An 18,144-nucleotide genomic window follows, 5' to 3' on the forward strand; every position below is an offset into this window, starting at 1 on the left:
ATGTAGCAAATCACAAAGTAGGGCCCCTCCGGGCGTTGTAGAAGTCGATTCCGCATTGCTAGCTCCGATGGGACTGGCAGTGGGCGTCGTGCGATGGCGACGGATCGGTACCAAAGTCGGGATGCTCGGCATGCTCATCGGTGTGGGCGACATCACCCGCTGTGAACCCGGTCGAACGGCCTTGCTTCGCATGGATGCCGCCACCCTTCGGTTGCCGGGTCCTGTCGTATACGCAACAAGTTGCCCAACATTGTCGTGTGGCGTTGCCGGCGTGCGCCACGCCCCAGGCGTGCAGAGCAATATCGATCGACGCGAAGGCGGACCACGTACAGTATCCGGGCGTGGCACTTGATGTGTGTGTCTGCGGTCACCGCCGTGACGAGCATCTGCACTACAGGGCGGGCACGGAGTGCGCCGTCTGTGGTCCCGAGCTGTGCGGAAAGTTCCGTGCCGATTCCGCGGTTCACACTGTACGACGGTTCCTTGCCCGGTGTTTCGGACGGTGATGGCAGCCCACCTATCGGTGCTACGCCGCATAGGGCGGTCGCCTGTGGTTCCAATCGACTCGCGTGAGCGGTCGACCTCCCAGGCCTGGTCGAACGGCCAACTGGCGCCGTAATCCGCCATTCGGCATTACGCCATTCGGCATTACGCCATTCGGCAATCCGCCATCCGGCAATCCGCCATCCGACCCAGTGATCCGCTGCGAACGTGCCCGACGGATCCCGGGCAACGAAATCTCGCAGACGCACGCCGGTGAGTCCGGGCGCGTGGTCCGGCGGCCGCCTGGAGCATTCCGCAGCAGCCTCTCTTTCTAAGAAGTGCTCTTACAAATCGACTTTCAGCAACATCCAATGGGTTCATTGCCACGATCCGATGCGATGGACGTTCGCGAGACGCCCGGATCGAGATGCCACGCCGATAGTTGCGCACATCACATCAACGAATTGCAAGCCTCGTGAAATCTGGCAACTGGATCTGGTGGCGATATTCCTGGCGATATTGTTGCTGCGGTTGTAGCAGAGGGCATTGCTGTCGTTGGACGTCTAGGACATCTTCTGCGCCTATGTTGCTGAGCTGGCAACGCTGATTGGCCGCTTCGGGTCCGCTGCAATCGGCTGATGTTTCGTCGCGACTGAGTACTCCTGCTGTAGGAGACACTCCTTACCTCGACAAGAATACGTCATCAACCTGCATATTTGCATCGAGCGCATCGTAGTGTGAGGCGCTGGAGGTTCAGGGTTCACGCTTCTTATCGCTATCCTGGATCCGCCCCAGAACAGCATGGCAAGCAGATCTGAGCCGATTTAGGATATCGAGTCGTTGTCGCCGGATAGTTGCTGTGACCTGCCCTTCGGAGACCCTCGAGTCGCTGCATCGTGATGATTCGGTAACGGCGCGGCAATATTCAGCAAATCATCGACGCTGTGGATTCGGCCTCTGGTCGCTATCGGCTGGGGGAGGATCTTGTGCGCCCCCGCCAGCGATCTATCGGTTGTCCACTGTGTCTGCACATCAAGAACTTGTCGTAGAACTTGCATTTCAGCTACGTGTCTGCGATCTTTACCGAGGCGGCGATCGACTCGCGCAAGCGGGTGAGGTCTGGGCGGCAAGGGCGTATCCATCGGCGGGGGAAGGGCACCCGTTGCTTCCACTGCCGAGGTCGCCGGTTCCCGGACCGGCGTGCCGCTGCGAACCGCAGGATGTCGAGCAAACAGTCAGCAGATCATCGAAGAAAAGAAAGCCAGAATGGCCAAAATAACCAGGATTTGGGACAGCGTGACGTCGGGTGTGAACCGGCCGAGGGTTTCAGTTGTCATCCCTGCGCTCAACGAGGCGCGCAATCTCCCGCATGTTGCCGCTCGTATGCCCGCTGACATCGACGAGATCGTTTTCGTCGACGGCAGGTCAGTGGACGACACCGTCGAAGTCAGCCGAAGGCTTTGGCCCGATGCAGTCCAGGTCACGCAAACGCGGTCGGGGAAGGGCAACGCGCTGGCATGTGGGTTCGCAGCGGCGTCCGGCGACATCATCGTGATGATCGACGCGGACGGAAGTACCGATCCTGTCGAGATTCCCCGGTACGTCGCAGCCCTCGTCTCGGGAGCCGACTTCGCGAAGGGCTCGCGCTTCATCCAGGGTGGCGGAAGCGCCGACATCACCCGGTTTCGCCGTATCGGAAACTGGGGACTGAACGCCATCGTGAACACATTGTTCGACTGCCGCTATACCGATCTGTGCTACGGGTACAACGCATTCTGGCGTCACTGCCTCGATGTCATCGATCTGCCTGCGACTGACATGCGCGAGGCGCAGTGGGGCGATGGCTTCGAGGTCGAGACGCTGATGAACGTGCGAATCGCGGCCAGCGGGGTCAAGGTCGCCGAGGTATGCAGCTTCGAAGCATCGCGAATCCACGGGGACAGCAACCTCAATGCGGTCCGTGACGGGATGCGAGTGCTGCGGACGATTCGGCGCGAGTTCGCCAGCAGCCGGAAGCGCCGGGCCCAGCCGGCACCTGTTCGCAACCTGCAAATGGTTAAGTCGGGTAACGACTTTCAACTTGCATCCGAGTCCGGACAAGCCTCGTAGCCGACATGTCGATTGAGTCCCTGACAGTTCGCCCGTGCTCCCGGGGATTGCGCGAGAGCGCGGTCCGGCGATGACAGCCCAGCCCGACACCGTCGCCGACGGTACGAGATCGAGGTTCGGCGCCCGTCGCGTGCATCGCGACGCGGGCGCGGTGGCCATCTCCTCCGCGCTCAATGCCGTACTGGGAGCGGCCTTCTGGGCATTCGCCGCCAAGTTCATCCCACCGCATGAACTCGGTGTCATGACCGCGGTCCTCGCTGTGATCGTCGCCGTCGGCACCGTTGTCGCTTCCGGCATAGGCGATGCGTACACAGCGCTGCTGCCCGCCGTCGGCGCTGCCCGCCCGCGTGTTTTTCGACGTGGTCAGCGACTGTTCCTCATTCTGGCGACGACGACGGGTGTGACCGCGGCGATCGCGACAACGACGTTCCTGCGCGAGGTAGCGGGTTCGGCGGCCGTCGCACTGTTGGTGTTCGTCGGCATCGTCGGTTTCGCGGCGGCCAATCTTCAGAACTCAACCATGATCGCCATCGGACGCGCTCGCTGGGTCCCGAGCGTCAATCTCACGTTGGGGCTGGCCAAGATCGTCTTGCTGCCTGCGCTGGCGTTCACGATCGGTTGGCACAGCGTTGAGCTCGCGGTCGTCATCGCCACGGTGTCTGTCGTCCTTGTGCTCCGGCCCGTGCTGGCCCGAATAATCCGGACGGGACGAGAACTGCCGATGACGGCGACCATCGGCGAACCGCGAGCGGTGACAGAGTTCAACCGTCTGGTCATCCGTACCGTCGCGTTATCCGCTCTCGGCCTTGGCGTTCTCACCCTGGCGCCGTTCCTGGTCACCATGTTCGCCGGGCCCAGTCAGGGTGCGTTGTTCGCCCTTTCGTTCTCCATCGTCTCTACATTCGACTTCATCGGCGCCTCCATGGCCGTGTCGCTGGTCGTCCACGCGTCGAGCGCGCCCGAGCAGGCCAACGCCATGGCGCGGACCATCTTGCTTCGCGCAGCGGCTCTCACGGTGGTCGGTACGGTTGGACTCATCGCGGTGGTCCCGACACTGCTTGGCCTGCTGAATCCCGCTTACGGTCAGATGGGCGCGCTCGGCGTCATCTCGGTCCTGTGCGCCGCGACGATCCTGCGCGTCGCCTACCTGGTCTGGGCTGCACTGCAACAGGCCCGCCGCAGCCTTCGGATGCCACTGGTGTTCAACCTGGCGACCGCGGTGCTGATGCTGGCAGTCATACCGGGACTCTGCAACGCATACGGCGCGATTGGCGGCGCCCTGGCGGTGCTCATCCACCAGGCGGCACTGACTGCTGCGGCAGGCGTCCACTTCGCGATCACCCGCCGGACGGAAAGGACAGCGCACGATGTCGCGACATAGTGCACTTGGACAACGTGAATCGGCTGGAGCACTGCAGCCCATCACGCCGACCAGCCGAGAGTCAGCGACCTGGGACGGCGGAACATGGATCGGTCAGGTCGACTACGACGATCTCGTTGACGTCTCAGTTGAGCTGGTTGGCGGCAAGGGCTTTCACCGCGCCCGGCTGCTGGTGTGGAAGAACGATCAACCGTGTGGGTCGGTCGAGGTCCACGTCACCGACGGCGCCATCGACCTCGCCGATGTGCGGCGGCTTGCGACAGATCTGCCGTACTTGCCGCCCAGGACCATGAAGGAGGATTGCCCGCCAATCTCGGTGGTGATCTGTACGCGGGATCGTCCCGATCACCTGCCGAATGTCCTCGGCAGCTTCTACGGCCTGGAGTATCCGGTCTACGAAATCCTCGTCGTCGACAACAATCCGGCCAGCGGTTTGACGCCGCCGGTGCTCGCGGGTTACGCCGACCTCCCGATCCGCCTCATCGATGCCGTAGGACAGGGACTGTCGATCGCGAGAAATGTCGGGCTGCGCAACGCGCGGTACGACATCGTCGCATTCACCGACGACGACGTGGTACTGGACCGCCGCTGGCTCACGAACATCGCCGAGGGGTTCGGCAGAGACAGCAATGTGGCATGCGTATGCGGCATGGTGCCCACTTCGGAGTTGCTGACGCCGGCCCAGGCCTACTTCGACCAGCGGGTGGGTTGGGCAAAACGCTGGGTTCCGGCCGTGTACAGCCTTGCCGGTGAGCCACCGGACAGCTTGTTCCCGCTTCGGGTTTCGGAGTTCGGCACGGGCGCCAACTTCGCCGTCGACCGTGACATCGCCATCGCCTTGGGCGGTTTCGACGAGGCGCTCGGCGCGGGAGCGCCTACCGGTGCTGGTGAAGACTCCGACATGTTCGTCCGGATGCTTGTCGCAGGGCACGACCTCGCGAGGGAGCCGTCGGCAATCGTGTGGCACAGCCATCGCAAGACGCCGGGGGAACTCGAAGGCCAGATGTTCAACTACGGCGTCGGCCTCAGCGCCGGCTTGCTGAAGTTGATGCTGCATCCACGAACCTTTCCGATGGTGGTGAGCCGCCTGGTTGTCGGCGCCCGCCATTTTCGGAACGTCACCGTCGTGGACCACCAGCAGGCATTGGCAGCCGAGCCCAGCCTGAAGGGCATCGAACGGCGCGAACGTGCTGGAATCTGCCGTGGGCCCTGGGCCCTGTTGCGTGGTCGGTTGGCGGGGCGAGCGGCCCGGCCGCTCGCGGCCAGCCCCTACCGGCTGCGTCGCGCCTTCGACTTCCGGCGTGGCCAAATGTGGGGGGAGCCAGGTAATTCCATTCTTCCAGGCCGGCTCGCTGCGACGGGGGTGGCGTTGGGTGCGATCGGATCCGCCGGAGCCATCGGTGCGTTGCCGTCGGCGTTCAGCGTCGCCCTGATCGGGACGTTCATTCTCGGTGGCCCGGGATCGGTTGCGCTCTCGTTCTATCCCGACCTGCCGCGGTACGCGATCGTGGCACTCATTCCCGTCATCGGTGTGGCGACCGTGATCTTGGCGGTGACGGGCCTGCTCATGATCGGCTTCTACAGCCCGGTCACCGTTCTGCTCGGGCTGACGCTCACGACGGTGACGGCCGGGTTGGCGCGCTGCGCGCAGCTGGCGAGCCTGCAGAGGTCGAGGGTGTGACTACGGCCGTAGCCGGAAGGCGTTCATCCACGGTCCGGTCGATGGACCGGAAGTCTGCGGCGGTCCCGCGCAGGGCTTCAGATCGAGCGATCCCGTTGTGGAATCCAGCGGGCCTGCCCTGGTTGGTGCTAGCGCTCAGCCTCGCCGCCTTCGGCTTCAGTGTGCATTCGATCGCGCCTTCGAAAGCCAGTCAGTTCGGGTTGCTCGCTGGTGCGTCGCCGTTGTACGGGCTGTCGCTACTACTGGCCGCGGTCGGCTTCGGCGTCGCGATGCGCCTGCGCAACCGCAACGCCGCGATTGCGGCGATCATCGTGATGGTCGCCTGTTCGCGTCTGCCGCGTGCCATTTCGACTGAGGCGCCGATGTATTCGTGGACCTACAAGCACCTGGGCGTCGTCGACTACATCCAGACCCATGGCGAGTTGGCCCGGGGCACAGACATCTACAACGGGTGGCCCGGCCTATTCGCCGCGACAGCGTGGTTCTCCGATCTCACCGGTGTGCAGCCAATCGACATCGCCCACTGGTTCACGCCGATGTTCCATCTGGGGTTCGCCGGTCTGATCTATGCCGCTGCGCGTGCCTGGCAGCTCACGCCTGATCAGGCGCTGACCGCCGCGTTCCTCGTCGTGACGCTCAACTGGGTCGAGCAGGACTACTTCGCGCCGCAGGCGATGGCGATGATCCTCACTGCCGCCATCGTGATCCTCATCGGTCTCTCGCGCGACCGGCGGACGGGTATGGTGCTGCTGCTCATTGCCTTCACAGCCGTCACGATCACCCACCAACTGACCCCGTACTGGATCTTCCTGGCTGCGGGATTGCTGGTCGTTGGACGGCGGCTGATGCCGTGGTGGATCCTCATCCCGATGGCCGTCGTCCTGATCGGCTTCTTCTTCTGCAACTTCGACATCACGCACAACTACCGGTTGTTCTCCGCCGACGTCGTCGACAATGCCACGACCAACAACCATCGCGTCGGCGTACTTGGCCAGATCTTCACCAGCACATCGATGCGGATCCTTTCTGTGGGAACGTGGTTCGCCACTGCGGTGATACTCCTGCGGCGGGCGGTCACGCGACGTCCGGTGTGGGCGCTCGGTGTACTGGCGCTCAGCCCGATCCTGATCCTGGGTGGCCAGAGCTACGGCGGCGAGGCGGTGTTCCGGGTGTTCCTCTACTCACTGCCCGGTTGCGCAATTGTTCTCGCTCCTTACCTGCTGGCGGGACTGCGCAGCCGCGGTATCAGGCTGGTCGCTGCAGCGGGTGCGTTGGTCATCGCAACCGGGCTGTCGGCGCAGGCCAACCTCGGCAACTGGTACACCAATCTGATCACCAAGACGCAGGTCGACAGCGCCAACGCGTTGCTCGCTGGCGCTGACTACCCCGCGTATATCACCGCACTGGTCCCGGTCTGGCCGGAGCGCAGCACCGGCAACTACGTGAAGTACGCGAACTACACTGATAAATTTGATCATTCGCTGATGTTCCAAGAGCCGTTGCTGGGCCTGGACTTCAAGAGCCAAGCGGATTACGAAAAGCTGATGATTCTGGTGCAGAGCCGCACCGATGCGTCGACGTACATCGTCCTGTCCAACACGATGACCATGTACGGACCCTTCTTCGGGCTCTTTCCCTATGACGCGGTCGCCAACCTGCGTGAGCACATGAACAACGATCCACGTTGGCACATCATCGAAAACGGTCCCGACGTCGGGATCTACCTGTACCGAGTCCCGGCGAGCTGAGGAAAGCGAAATGTCTGTGTCATACCCCGTTGAACGTCGAGATCGCCGAGGCTGGAAATGTGTCTTGCGTTGGTGTCATACCTCGTTGAACGTCGAGATCGCCCATGGCTGGACTCGCGTGTCGCGTATCTGATCGGTCCGCTGGACGTGCCGCCCGTCGATCGTCTCCGTGAGGCGGTCCGTCGACTCTGCGAGGCGTACCCGGCCGGCCGGCTCAACTGGCGCCTGGATGAGTCCAGGCGCCGGTGGTGGGCGGACAGGTCTCCCGAAGCCATTGTCACAGAGGGCATATGGCGCTCCGGATTGGTCGGCGGCCGACAACGCCGAGGCGATCCGCTCGATCCGACGGTGCCCGGACCCCTCGCGCTGGTTCGGTGCGAGAATCACCTGTGTCTGGTTCTCTCCCACGCCATCGGTGACGGCGCCTACGCGACCGCGGTCATGCCGGCGGTGCTCCACGGTGCGATCAGCGGAGAACTCGCCGAGTGGCCGCACCGGTCCGGACGGTTTCCTCTGCTCACCGCGGGGATGCGTACCTTCGGTCGGCATCCATCGATGATCCGTACGGCCGTCGACGACCGCCACCCGCTTGCGGAGACCGCTGGGTCGGGCTCACTTCAGCCGTGGGCTCCGTCCAGGCGCGCGATGGCGGCGTCCTTCCCGCGGGCACTACGGGACGAAATGATCTCAACGGTTGCGGGTTCGAAGCCGAAGGTCAGCCCGTTCGCATTGCTGACCTGTGCGATGTTGCGCGCCCTCGACGAAGCGGGCATCGCGGTGTCGCCGGACGTCAACATGATGGTGGACCTCCGCAGGTATCTCGGTGCCGGCTGGATCGACGGCAACCTCGTTGCAGCCGTGCCGATGCGGATCGGCACGATACCCTGCCGCAGGACTTCTCGGCGATGATCAGGACCACGATGAAGTCCGGCAGGCCCCTCGCCAATGCGATGCTGTCGTCGCTGCGTTCGGGCGGTCGCCACGCCGAGCCCGTGTCATCCGTCGATCGCATCGATCCGACCGAGCCCGCGCGAGTCACGGTGACAGACCTCGGGAATCTACCCCAACTGATCGACTGCCCTACACCGACGAAATCGTGGACTACGTGGGTGTCGGCATTCCCGCCGGACCCCACGGCGTCACGTTGGCCTTCGCCCACACCGCGTACTCGACGACGGTGTCTGCGTCCTTCCACGACAACGTCATCGACCCCACCCGGATGGAGCGCACTGCAGATCGTCACGTCGGCACCGGCCGAACTCATCACCGAGCGGAGCGCCGGTCAGTGACCAGGTTCTCGCGGTGTCGCACGCCAGAGATGTAATGGGCACCGAACTGGTTCGTTGAATGTGGCATCGCCCTTGTCGTCCCGCGGTGTCGACATGATGGGTCGCGCGGCCCCGGCGGGGGACCAGGCGCGCTGGCGCGGAATGGGGTTGAAGTTCTACGAGTTGGAGCTTCCAGAGCGGAACGGGTTTCGGCCCAACACCGGCCAGGGTTACCACAGTCTGTCTGAGCTTGCGCGGTTGCCGTTTCGGTCGATGCTGGCGATCGCCCGCATCGCACGGATCGTCAGGACGAGCGACGCCGATGTCATCCATTCGAATTCTCTGATCACTCACCTCGACTGCGCGGTCGTCGGCCGCATCACCAGGACCAGATCGGTTCTCGAGTTGCACGAGCTGATCGCTCCCGGAATCGATCGCCTGTTCCTTGGGCTCGCAGTTCTGCTGTCGGGCAAGGCCATTGCCATCAGCAGTGCGGTGCGCGATCAGTTGCCACGGTGGGCGCGGAAGCACGTCGTGGTGATTCCGCAGAGCGTCGACATCGATCGGTTCGACGGCACCCGGGCACCGGGGGAGTGGCGAAGTCGCCTCTCCGGCACTCCGGAGGCCCCGCTGGTCGCGGCCGTCGGCCGTATCGACCCCGAGAAGGGCCTGCACACTCTTGTCAGAGCCGTCGCGATACTGCGCGAATCGGGTGTCGATCTGCAGCTCGCGCTGGTGGGCTCGCCGAGCAAGGACAGCGGCGCCTATCTCGCGGAGCTGCAGGAACTCGGCGATCGTCTGCTCGGTGATGCCATGCGGATCGTGCCGCAGGTCAGCGATGTCCCCGCGGTGCTGAAGGCCGTGGACGTCCTGGCGTGCCCGTCGATCGCGGAGCCGTTCGGGCTGATTCTGCTGGAGGCACAGGCCAGCCGAGTGCCTGTGGTTGCGAGCGCCGCAGGCGGCCCGCCGGGTTCATCACCCACGGGGAGACGGGAATGCTCTTCGCGCCCGAGGACGTGCCTGCCCTCGCCCACGCGTTGGAGCAACTCGTCGGCGATCCCGCACTGCGGGATCAGCTCGCCGGTGCGGGCCAGTCTATGGTGCGCAGCAACTACACCGCGCAGATCCGGGCGGACCGCTTCGCTTCGCTCTACCGCGAACTCGCGGCCTAGCAGGTCGAATGCTCCGCTCAGTCGTCCGGCGTGCTTCGACGCTCCTCGCGTTGGCCATCGTTCTCATCGCACGGCGTGCGTCAACCAGATATCTCCGCAACACGATCGACGGCCAGAGCGCGCTGGGCGTCGTCCGCAAGGGCGTGCCCATCAGGGGACTGGTGGTGTACTTCCACGGCTTGGATCGCAGTGAGTCGATTCTCGAACTCGACAACGCGCACAAGGAGCTCACCACGACGTTGGCGAACGCCGGCTACGCCGTGGTCTCCAGCAACGCTGGGGGAAACGCTTTCGGAAGTCCCGCATCGCAGCGGAACTACGTGGCGTTGGCGTTCGACTCGGCGAGACACTACGGCACGTCAAACGTCTTCTTCATCGCCGAATCGATGGGTACAGTCGCGGCGATTAATCTCATGGCGGGAACGGGAAACACCGGACTGCAGGTTCAGGGGATGGCCGCGATAAACCCGTTGCTGAATGTGTATAGCCTCGGACCGGAATATCAGAGGATAGCGGAGGACGCAAATCCTGAGATGCGCGCTTCCAACCCGTTGGATCTCCCGCTCGAAACGATGAGGGGGAAGAATCTGCGATTCTATGTGACACCGGCCGATCAATTGGTGTCAACGGCGGATAACTCCGTCGCATTCGAAAGGAAGTTTGGCAGCGTCGCCAATATTTCTGTTGTGAAGTGCAGCGGCGAACATATGGATCCGTCCTGCATTCAGGGGAAGGACATTGTCGAGTGGTTCAGCAGTATCAGTACTCAGTGAAGCCGACCCCCGACGCCGACCCGGCCGTTCAGCGCGTCATGGTGGTCGGCTCGGGGACCCGTTTCGTGAGCGGGATCAGCCACTACACCCACGCCCTGGCATGTGCGCTGAGCACCCGGCACCGCACGTCCGTCGTACTGATCAGGGGACTGCTGCCGCGGCGGCTGTATCCCGGAGCGTCCCGCGTCGGCGCACCGATCGCCGATCACCGGTATCCGAGTGACGTTCCCGTCTACGACGGCGTCGACTGGTTTCTCTTTCCGTCGCTGATCGGCGCCTGGCGGCTGATGTGGCACGAACGCCCGAACGTCGTTGCCCTGCAATGGTGGACCGGCGCTGTTGCCCACACCTACCTGCTCCTGGTGCTGATGGCGCGGCTGCTTGGCGCCAGGATCGTCTTCGAGATGCACGAGATGCAGGACACCGGCGAGGCGCAGGTCCCGTTCGTCGCGACCTACACGCGGTTCATGATGAAAATGCTCACACCGCTGGTCGACGGGTTCGTCATCCATTCCGAGGCCGACCGTGCGCCGCTGGAGTCTGCCCACGGGGTGGGATCGAAACCCGTCGAAGTGATCCGGCATGGGCCGTACGCCCAATACTCGGCGCCGCCGGACGACGTGCTGCGCGCGGCGCCCGCCGATTGCACCAATCTGATGTTCTTCGGCACGATCCGGCCGTACAAGGGGCTGGAGGATCTGATCCGTGCGTTCGACTCGCTGCCCGAGCCGGAGAAATACTGGCTGACCGTTGTCGGGGAGACCTGGGAGGGCTGGACCGAGCCGGCCGAACTCATCGCCAGCAGTCCGCATTCTGACCGAATAACGTTCGTCAACAGCTATGTCAGCGACGAGGAAGCCGCCCGTTGGCTGGCCGGCGCTGACGCGCTAGTGCTGCCCTACCGGCGGTCGTCGGCGAGCGGTCCGCTCCACGTCGGCATGTCGTTGGGTCTGCCGGTGGCAGTGACGGACATTCCCGCGCTGGTCGATTCAGCCGACGGATACCAAGGATGCGTGTTCTTCCCACCCGCTGACATTGCGGCGCTTCGGGATTGCCTTCTGACCGTGTCTGAGATGGCTGGCACTCGCTATGACGATCCGGCATCCTGGGAGGACTCGGTCGGCTGTTACGAGCGGCTCTTCGCGCAACTTGACCCGAAGGCCTCTACGGCTGACCGGGTGACCGCGGGACGTTGACCGTGGCCCGCAGCCCGCGATGGTCTGAACCTGGCAGGACGATCGCCGACACGTCGGCCGCGGTGGCCCGTTTGGTGATCACATGATCGATGGCGATGATCGGGGGGACCGCGCGATCGCCCGGATAGGTTGGGGCGCTTCCTGATCCCGCCTGCTGGGCGGCGTCGCGGTAGCCATCGCGCAGCAGGTTTCTGAACTGCCACATATCCAGCGTGCTGTTGAAGTCACCCATGACGATCACGGTGCCTGCCGGTGAATGCCGGTCAGCGTCCCGCATCGTTTGCACCAGTTGTTTCATGTCACGCTGCCAGTCGTCGATCGCCTGGGGCCACGGACCGGAGATGTGCGCGACGATCACCGTGGGATCGTCTGCAACGCCGGCTATCCGGAGTCGGGAAGCGACCATCGCCATCTCATAGCCGGCGATGCGCTGCGGGTCGACAAGCGGATACCGACTCCACAAGCCCACGCCGCCGGCCTGGTCTCTGGCGTCGGTGACCCGGTGCGGAAATGCGTCCGACAGTCCCGCGGAGATCCTGTCGGCGGACTGCGGTGTGAGCTCCTGCACAGCCAACAGATCGGCATCCTGCAGCGCCGCCGCTACGAGCGTGTCCGTATCCGCTTGCCCCAGATAGATATTCGCCGTGATCACGCGAACCGGGACGCTGGCGCCTGGCGGTGCCGCGGGAACGTAAAGCGGGACCGTCCCCGCGAGCGACACCGTGAGCACCACGCAGGAGATCGCCGCGAGAATCCAGCGTTTCGCTGCGGCGAAGAACACAATTGACACGAGGCCGGTCAGTGAAATAAAGGGAAACAATGCCGTCGCGAATACCATCAAATGATTTTGGATCGGTATGTAACGTGCGATGAGCGCGAACGATGCAATCAAAGTGAAAAGAACTCCGGCCGTCGTTACTGCACTGTGAATGCACGGTGACGTCAGGCGTTCTCGCATAGTGGGTCTCATGTTGTGAGTAAATCCCGTGTTCCCTTTCGCTTCTCTGTTCGCTATCCGGACTCGCGCGGCTCGGCGGAAGACCATCAAAGTGTGCTATAAAAAAGAGTGGTTAGCGAATCTTGCCCGACTTCAAGAATCCGTGCCGTGGCCGGCGCCCTCGCCGGTATCGTGAGTTCTCAGCTGTTGTTGGGATGTGATTCCGAAGTGGCCAATGCAGAACCGAGCGCTGCCAGATGCACCGCGACGGCTGCCGAATCACAGGGCTGGGGGACCCCGAATCGAGTCGAAAGCTTCGACGGATCGTCGTCCCTGGCAAACTGGTGGGTCTACGACTCGCCGGGCCACGACGGCAATGGCCGACGGACTCCCGATGCGGTCACGGTCACCGATGGCGCCCTGACGATCACCGGCGACGCGCAAGGAAACTCAGGCGGGATGGCCTGGCGCGGAGGCGGGCAGATGTACGGCCGCTGGGAGGTCTGTGCCAGAACGCCGGTTGGCGCCGAGACCTACCATTCGGTGGCTCTGCTCTGGCCCGACGCCAACGACTGGCCCGTCGGCGGAGAAATCGACTTCATGGAGATCGTGGTCCCCGGTCGACAGCGGGTCGACTACAACCTGCACTACGGGGCTGACGACAAGCGCGAAAGCCATCACGTCACGGTGGACGCCACCCAGTGGCACAGCTGGGCGGTGGAGTGGACACCGTCCCGGATCGCCGTGTTCCTCGACGGAGTCGAGTGGGGGGAGACCACCGACGTCTCCCGGTTCCCTCCCCGCCCGATGCACCTGTGCCTCCAGTTGGACAACTTCGGCGGGGACACCGGCCCGGGCGGAGAACTCCTCGTCGACTGGGCCAGGCAGTACCCGCCGCCACAGCGATGAGCGCGGATCGCCCGACATGACTCGACGGGCGACCCGCGGACTGCCGACGGGCTAGGCCGCCGCGCCGGGCTTGAGATACGTCACGAGACTGACGTCGATGCTCTCGTCGATGAAGTAGTACTGGCAACCGCGCAGGTAGCGCATGTAGCGGTTGTAGTTGACTTCATCGGTGAACTCGATCGCCTTCTCCTTGTTGTGTTCCAGCGCGTCGGCCCACATGCCCAGTGTCTTGATGTAGTGGTTGCGCAGCGAAATCGCCTCGGGCACCGCGAACCCGGCCTTCTCGCCGTGTTCGATCATCATCTGTGTGGTGGGGATCCGGCCGCCGGGAAAGATCTCGGTGATCATGAACTTGATGAAGCGGGCCAACTCGAAGGTCAGCTTCTTGCCGCGGGCATGCAGGTCGTACGGGTGGTAGCTGACGCTGCTCTGAATCGTCATCCGCCCGTCGTCGGGCAGCATCTCGAAGCAGTTTTTGAAGAAGTCGTCGTAGCGCTCGAATCCGAAATGCTCGAAGGCCTCGATCGACACGATGCGGTCGACCGGCTGGTGGAATTGCTCCCAACCGCGCAGAAGCACCTGATGTGTGCGGGAGCTGTCGACCTGGTCGAGCAACTGGGTGCAGAACGCCTGCTGGTTCTTCGACAGCGTCAGGCCGATGACGTTGACGTCGTACTTCTCCATCGCGCGCTTCAGCGTCAGACCCCAGCCGCATCCGATCTCCAGCAGCGTCATCCCGGGCTTCAGGTCGAGCTTGTCCAGGTTCAGGTCGACGTTGGCGACCTGCGCCTGCTCGAGGGTCACGTCAGGGCCGGTGAAGTACGCGCAGCTGTACTTGCGGGTGGCGTCCTGGAACAGACCGAAGAAGTCGTCCGACAGGTCGTAGTGGGCCTGGATGTCCTCGAAGTGCGGGCGCATCTCCTTAGTGCCGGTTGAATTGTCAGACATGGTCTCCTGCGTGGCCTTCCTCGCGATGCGTACTGCAGTCCATCACGCGCTTATCTTGCTGTGACCGGCACCCTACCTGTGATGGAGGCGAGCCGATCGGCGAACATACAGCGTGTCAATCGATCCTTCGCGGTCCGGATCCCCGGGCCGCCCCTGTGCAGTTATGGCGGGAGCCTGACTCCCGCGATGAGTCACTTGGTCAATGTGAACTGGTTGACGTCGATGTAGCCGACACGGAAACCCTTCGCGCAGCCGGTCAGGTACCGCATGTAACGGTCGTAGACCTCCTCGGATTGAATCGCGATCGCCTCGTCGCGGCGCGCCTCGAGCGCCTCCGCCCAGGTGTCCAGTGTGCGCGCGTAATGCAGCTGAAGCGACTGGCGGCGGGCCAGCGTGAAGCCGGCCTTGTCCGAGTGCTCCTCGACCTTCTCGACCGACGGCAGCCGCCCACCGGGGAAGATCTCGGTGAGGATGAACTTCACGAAGCGGGCCACCTCGAAGGTGAGCGGGATACCGCGCTCGGCCATCTGGGGCAGGGTCAGCGCGGTGATGGTGTGCAGGAGCATCACGCCGTCGTCCGGCAGCACTTCGGACGCCATGGTGAAGAAGTCGTCATACCGGTCGAAGCCGAAGTGTTCGAACGCGCCGATCGACACGACGCGGTCGACCGGCTCGTGGAACTGTTCCCAACCCTGCAGCAGGACCCGCTTGGACCGCTTCTGCTCGTCGGGTCCGCCGTTGGCATCGAGATCGGCGAAGAGCCGCTCCACGTGGGCCTTCTGATTCTCACTGAGCGTCAGGCCGATCACATTGACGTCGTAGCGCTCGATCGCACGCAGCATCGTCGAACCCCAGCCGCAACCGACATCCAGCAGCGTCATCCCGGGCTGCAGCCCCAGCTTGCCCAGCGCAAGGTCGATCTTGGCCAGCTGCGCCTCGTGCAGTGTCATGTCGTCACGCTCGAAGTAGGCGCAGCTGTACGTCTGCGACGGATCCAGGAACAGCCGGAAGAAGTCGTCCGACAGGTCGTAGTGTGCCTGGACATCGTCGAAATGCGGCTCGAGCTTGCCCTCGGATTGGGCCATATTGGTGCCTTTCCTGGCTCGCCGGGCATCTCCGCCGTCGGCCAGATGGTGTGCGGGTGGCATGCGCGTGATTGCGCATGCTCACCGATCCGAGCGTAACCCCCGGCATCGGTCAAAGGACTGTCGGTCAGCCCCGCGCCGCGAAGTTCGTCTTCAACTCTCCGATGATGTCATCCCACAGCTGCTCCGGCAGCTCGTGTCCCATACCGTCGAACAACACCAACCGGGCCCCAGGGACCGCGCGGGCGATGGCGCGGCCGCCGTACGGACGCATCAGCTTGTCGGCGCTTCCGTGGATGACCACCGTCGGCGCGGTGATCCTGCGGTCGTATCGCCTCAAGCTGCCGCTGCCCAGGATGGCCGCGAAGTGCCGGCCGACCCCCGCCGGATAGTAGGAGCGTTCGAATGACTCGGCGGCATCGGTGCGCACGCTCTGTTCGGGTGCCGGGTAACCGGGGCTGCCGATGATCCGGTTGACGCGCACCGCGTTGTCGATGATCGCTTCGCGCGTCGCCTCCTTCGGCCGTTGCAGGATGGCCATCAGCTGTTTCGGGCCGGGTGGCGGCAGCAGGGGCTGATTGTTGCTGGAGAAGATCACTGCGAGCGAGTCGGTGCGCCTGGCGTGCCTGGCAGCGAAGACCTGCGCGATCATGCCGCCCATCGACGCTCCGACGACGTGGGCCGTCTGGATCTTCAGATGGTCGAGCAGCGTGGCGGCGTCGTCGGCCATGTCCTCCAACGTGTAGACCGCCGTGCTGCGCAGCCCCAGGAACGACCGGATCAGCCGCGGCGTCAGGGCGGCGCCGGTGTGCGCCCCGTTCAGCTTTGACGACAAACCCACGTCACGGTTGTCGAAGCGGATCACCCGAAGGCCCTGATTGACGAGCTTCGCGCAGAAACCCTCACGCCACAGCAGCAACTGCGCGCCCAGACCCATCACGAGAAGCACGGCGGGATGGTTCGGATCGCCCATGTCCTCGTAGTGGATGTCCAGGTCGCCCGACCGGGCCGTTCCAGTGCGGATTTCCATCGAGTGCTCAGGCCTCCACCTCGTCGGTACCGGTGTGTTCCCGGCTCACCTCCACCATGAAGTTCGCGAAATATCCGGTGAGCTGCGGGTCGGACATCATCTGCCATCGCGGCGCGAGCAGTTTCATGTACCGCTCAACATAGAGGAACTGTTTGCCGATCAGCACCAGCTCCCGTGGCAACTTGACGTCATAGGCATCGGCCAGCGCAGACAGTTGCTTGCCGATCTCGGCGTAGGACATGTCACCGAGGGTCTTCACGGTCAACGGGGTGGCGAACGCCTCGAGATCCTTGGCCGCCTGACCCTCCGGCTTGACCTTGCCGACCGCGCCGAGCAGCACGACGATCTTGCCGGCCGCCGCGTGATCCTTCTTGACAAGTAGCGCGTAGATGAGTTCACGCAGCAGCCACCGGGTTCTGGGGTCGATCCGGCCCATGATCCCGAAGTCGAAGAACACGATCTTGCCGTCCGCGTCGACGTAGAGGTTGCCCGCGTGCAGGTCCCCGTGAAAGAGCCCGTGGCGCAGCCCGCCCTCGAACACGCTGAACAACAGCGCCTTGACCAGCTCGACACCGTCGAAGCCGGCCTTGCGGATCTCCTCCACGTCGTCGATGCGGATGCCGTGCACCCGCTCCATGGTCAGCACCCGTTCGCTGGTGTGATCCCAGTACACCTGGGGCACCCGGATGTTCTGGCCCAGCGGGGAGGCATGCAGATGGGACACCCACGCATCCATCGACTGCGCCTCGAGTCGGAAGTCGAGCTCCTCGGCCAGGTTGTCGGCGAAATCGGCGACGACGTCCTGCGCGGACAGCCGCCTGCCCAGCTTCGCCAGCTCGACGACCTGGGCGCCCCGCTTGAGGATCTGCAGATCGGCGGCGACCCGGCGACGGATGCCTGGGCGCTGGATCTTGACGACGACTTCCTCGCCGCTGTGCAGCGTCGCGTAATGCACCTGCGCGATTGACGCCGAGGCGAACGGCTCGTCGTCGAACGTCGCGAACAGATTGGCCGGGTCGTCGCCGAGCTCCTGCCGAAACAGCTTGTGGACCTGGCGCTTGTCGGCCGGGGGCACCCGGTCGAGCAGGCCGCGGAACTGTCGCGACAGCGGTTCGCCGAACGCTCCGGGGCTCGACGCGATGATCTGGCCGAACTTGACGTAGGTGGGTCCCAGATCGGCAAAGGTCTGGGGGATCTCCCGCAGGATCTTGTGCTGCAGGGAGCCACGCCCGCGCATCTTCGTGACCACCCTGGCGCTGGTCCGGGTGATCTGCCAGCCGGTCGCGCCGACGCGCGCTGCCTCCACCGGTATGGGGACCCGGTCCAGCCTGGCCACCTCGCGGTGCTTCTGGGTCGGCCGTGTGCTCATCTCTGCAGTGTCTCAAAGCCGCGGTCAGGCCAGAAATCTGAGACTCAATCGCAGC

The 18,144-nt window shown here is 63.9% G+C and carries 14 protein-coding genes and 1 pseudogene; 10 read left to right on the forward strand and 5 right to left on the reverse strand.

The genetic code is table 11. The features are described from left to right. Nucleotides 1-1,749 precede the first annotated feature (1,749 nt). The 9 genes and pseudogenes from ADBZ6K_RS09080 (at nucleotide 1,750) to ADBZ6K_RS09120 (ending at nucleotide 11,811) form a co-directional block, all read left to right on the forward strand. Nucleotides 1,750-2,592: a glycosyltransferase family 2 protein gene (locus ADBZ6K_RS09080; protein WP_526345873.1), complete on the forward strand. Its 843-nt coding sequence runs from the start codon at nucleotides 1,750-1,752 to the stop codon at nucleotides 2,590-2,592. Between the two features lie 70 nt (nucleotides 2,593-2,662). Continuing rightward, nucleotides 2,663-3,973: a lipopolysaccharide biosynthesis protein gene (locus ADBZ6K_RS09085; protein WP_526345664.1), complete on the forward strand. Its 1,311-nt coding sequence runs from the start codon at nucleotides 2,663-2,665 to the stop codon at nucleotides 3,971-3,973. Beyond that, nucleotides 3,960-5,654 carry a glycosyltransferase family 2 protein gene (locus ADBZ6K_RS09090; protein WP_526345666.1) on the forward strand — a complete coding sequence of 565 codons (1,695 nt, stop codon included), beginning with the start codon at nucleotides 3,960-3,962 and terminating at the stop codon, nucleotides 5,652-5,654. Before ADBZ6K_RS09085 ends, ADBZ6K_RS09090 begins: the two co-directional genes overlap by 14 nt. Before the next feature lie 41 nt (nucleotides 5,655-5,695). Continuing rightward, the gene (locus ADBZ6K_RS09095; protein WP_526345668.1) at nucleotides 5,696-7,402 is read left to right on the forward strand and encodes a hypothetical protein; all 1,707 of its coding nucleotides are present in this window, start codon (nucleotides 5,696-5,698) and stop codon (nucleotides 7,400-7,402) included. A 348-nt stretch (nucleotides 7,403-7,750) separates the two neighbouring features. Beyond that, on the forward strand, nucleotides 7,751-8,311 hold the full coding sequence (locus ADBZ6K_RS09100) for a hypothetical protein (RefSeq protein ID WP_526345670.1): 561 nt from the start codon (nucleotides 7,751-7,753) through the stop codon (nucleotides 8,309-8,311). Nucleotides 8,312-8,943: 632 nt separating this feature from the next. Continuing rightward, nucleotides 8,944-9,579, forward strand: a pseudogene (locus ADBZ6K_RS09105) (glycosyltransferase family 4 protein); the annotation flags it as partial. A gap of 86 nt (nucleotides 9,580-9,665) precedes the next feature. Next, the gene (locus ADBZ6K_RS09110) at nucleotides 9,666-9,842 is read left to right on the forward strand and encodes a glycosyltransferase (protein WP_526345883.1); all 177 of its coding nucleotides are present in this window, start codon (nucleotides 9,666-9,668) and stop codon (nucleotides 9,840-9,842) included. A 50-nt stretch (nucleotides 9,843-9,892) separates the two neighbouring features. Then, on the forward strand, nucleotides 9,893-10,615 hold the full coding sequence (locus ADBZ6K_RS09115) for an alpha/beta fold hydrolase (RefSeq protein ID WP_526345672.1): 723 nt from the start codon (nucleotides 9,893-9,895) through the stop codon (nucleotides 10,613-10,615). Beyond that, the gene (locus ADBZ6K_RS09120) at nucleotides 10,588-11,811 is read left to right on the forward strand and encodes a glycosyltransferase (RefSeq protein WP_526345674.1); all 1,224 of its coding nucleotides are present in this window, start codon (nucleotides 10,588-10,590) and stop codon (nucleotides 11,809-11,811) included. Before ADBZ6K_RS09115 ends, ADBZ6K_RS09120 begins: the two co-directional genes overlap by 28 nt. Here ADBZ6K_RS09120 and ADBZ6K_RS09125 read toward each other — a convergent pair. Continuing rightward, complete coding sequence (locus ADBZ6K_RS09125; RefSeq protein ID WP_526345676.1) at nucleotides 11,780-12,769, reverse strand: endonuclease/exonuclease/phosphatase family protein; 990 nt, start codon at nucleotides 12,767-12,769, stop codon at nucleotides 11,780-11,782. The genes ADBZ6K_RS09120 and ADBZ6K_RS09125 overlap by 32 nt on opposite strands. Before the next feature lie 147 nt (nucleotides 12,770-12,916). Between ADBZ6K_RS09125 and ADBZ6K_RS09130 the strand changes: the two genes are divergently transcribed. Beyond that, nucleotides 12,917-13,657, forward strand: a complete 741-nt coding sequence (locus ADBZ6K_RS09130; protein ID WP_526345678.1) for a glycoside hydrolase family 16 protein — start codon at nucleotides 12,917-12,919, stop codon at nucleotides 13,655-13,657. Nucleotides 13,658-13,708: 51 nt separating this feature from the next. Here ADBZ6K_RS09130 and ADBZ6K_RS09135 read toward each other — a convergent pair whose 3' ends face one another. The 4 genes from ADBZ6K_RS09135 to ADBZ6K_RS09150 form a co-directional block, all read right to left on the reverse strand. After that, a complete protein-coding gene (locus tag ADBZ6K_RS09135; RefSeq protein ID WP_526345680.1) occupies nucleotides 13,709-14,605 on the reverse strand; it encodes a cyclopropane mycolic acid synthase family methyltransferase in 897 nt (298 codons plus the stop codon). Between the two features lie 191 nt (nucleotides 14,606-14,796). Then, the gene (locus ADBZ6K_RS09140) at nucleotides 14,797-15,690 is read right to left on the reverse strand and encodes a cyclopropane mycolic acid synthase family methyltransferase (protein WP_526345875.1); all 894 of its coding nucleotides are present in this window, start codon (nucleotides 15,688-15,690) and stop codon (nucleotides 14,797-14,799) included. A 127-nt stretch (nucleotides 15,691-15,817) separates the two neighbouring features. Then, on the reverse strand, nucleotides 15,818-16,720 hold the full coding sequence (locus ADBZ6K_RS09145; RefSeq protein WP_526345682.1) for an alpha/beta fold hydrolase: 903 nt from the start codon (nucleotides 16,718-16,720) through the stop codon (nucleotides 15,818-15,820). Nucleotides 16,721-16,727: 7 nt separating this feature from the next. Next, nucleotides 16,728-18,089: an ABC1 kinase family protein gene (locus ADBZ6K_RS09150; protein WP_526345684.1), complete on the reverse strand. Its 1,362-nt coding sequence runs from the start codon at nucleotides 18,087-18,089 to the stop codon at nucleotides 16,728-16,730. Between the last annotated feature and the right edge of the window lie 55 nt (nucleotides 18,090-18,144).

This window comes from Mycobacterium sp. (genome assembly GCF_044223235.1).
GTDB lineage: Bacteria > Actinomycetota > Actinomycetes > Mycobacteriales > Mycobacteriaceae > Mycobacterium.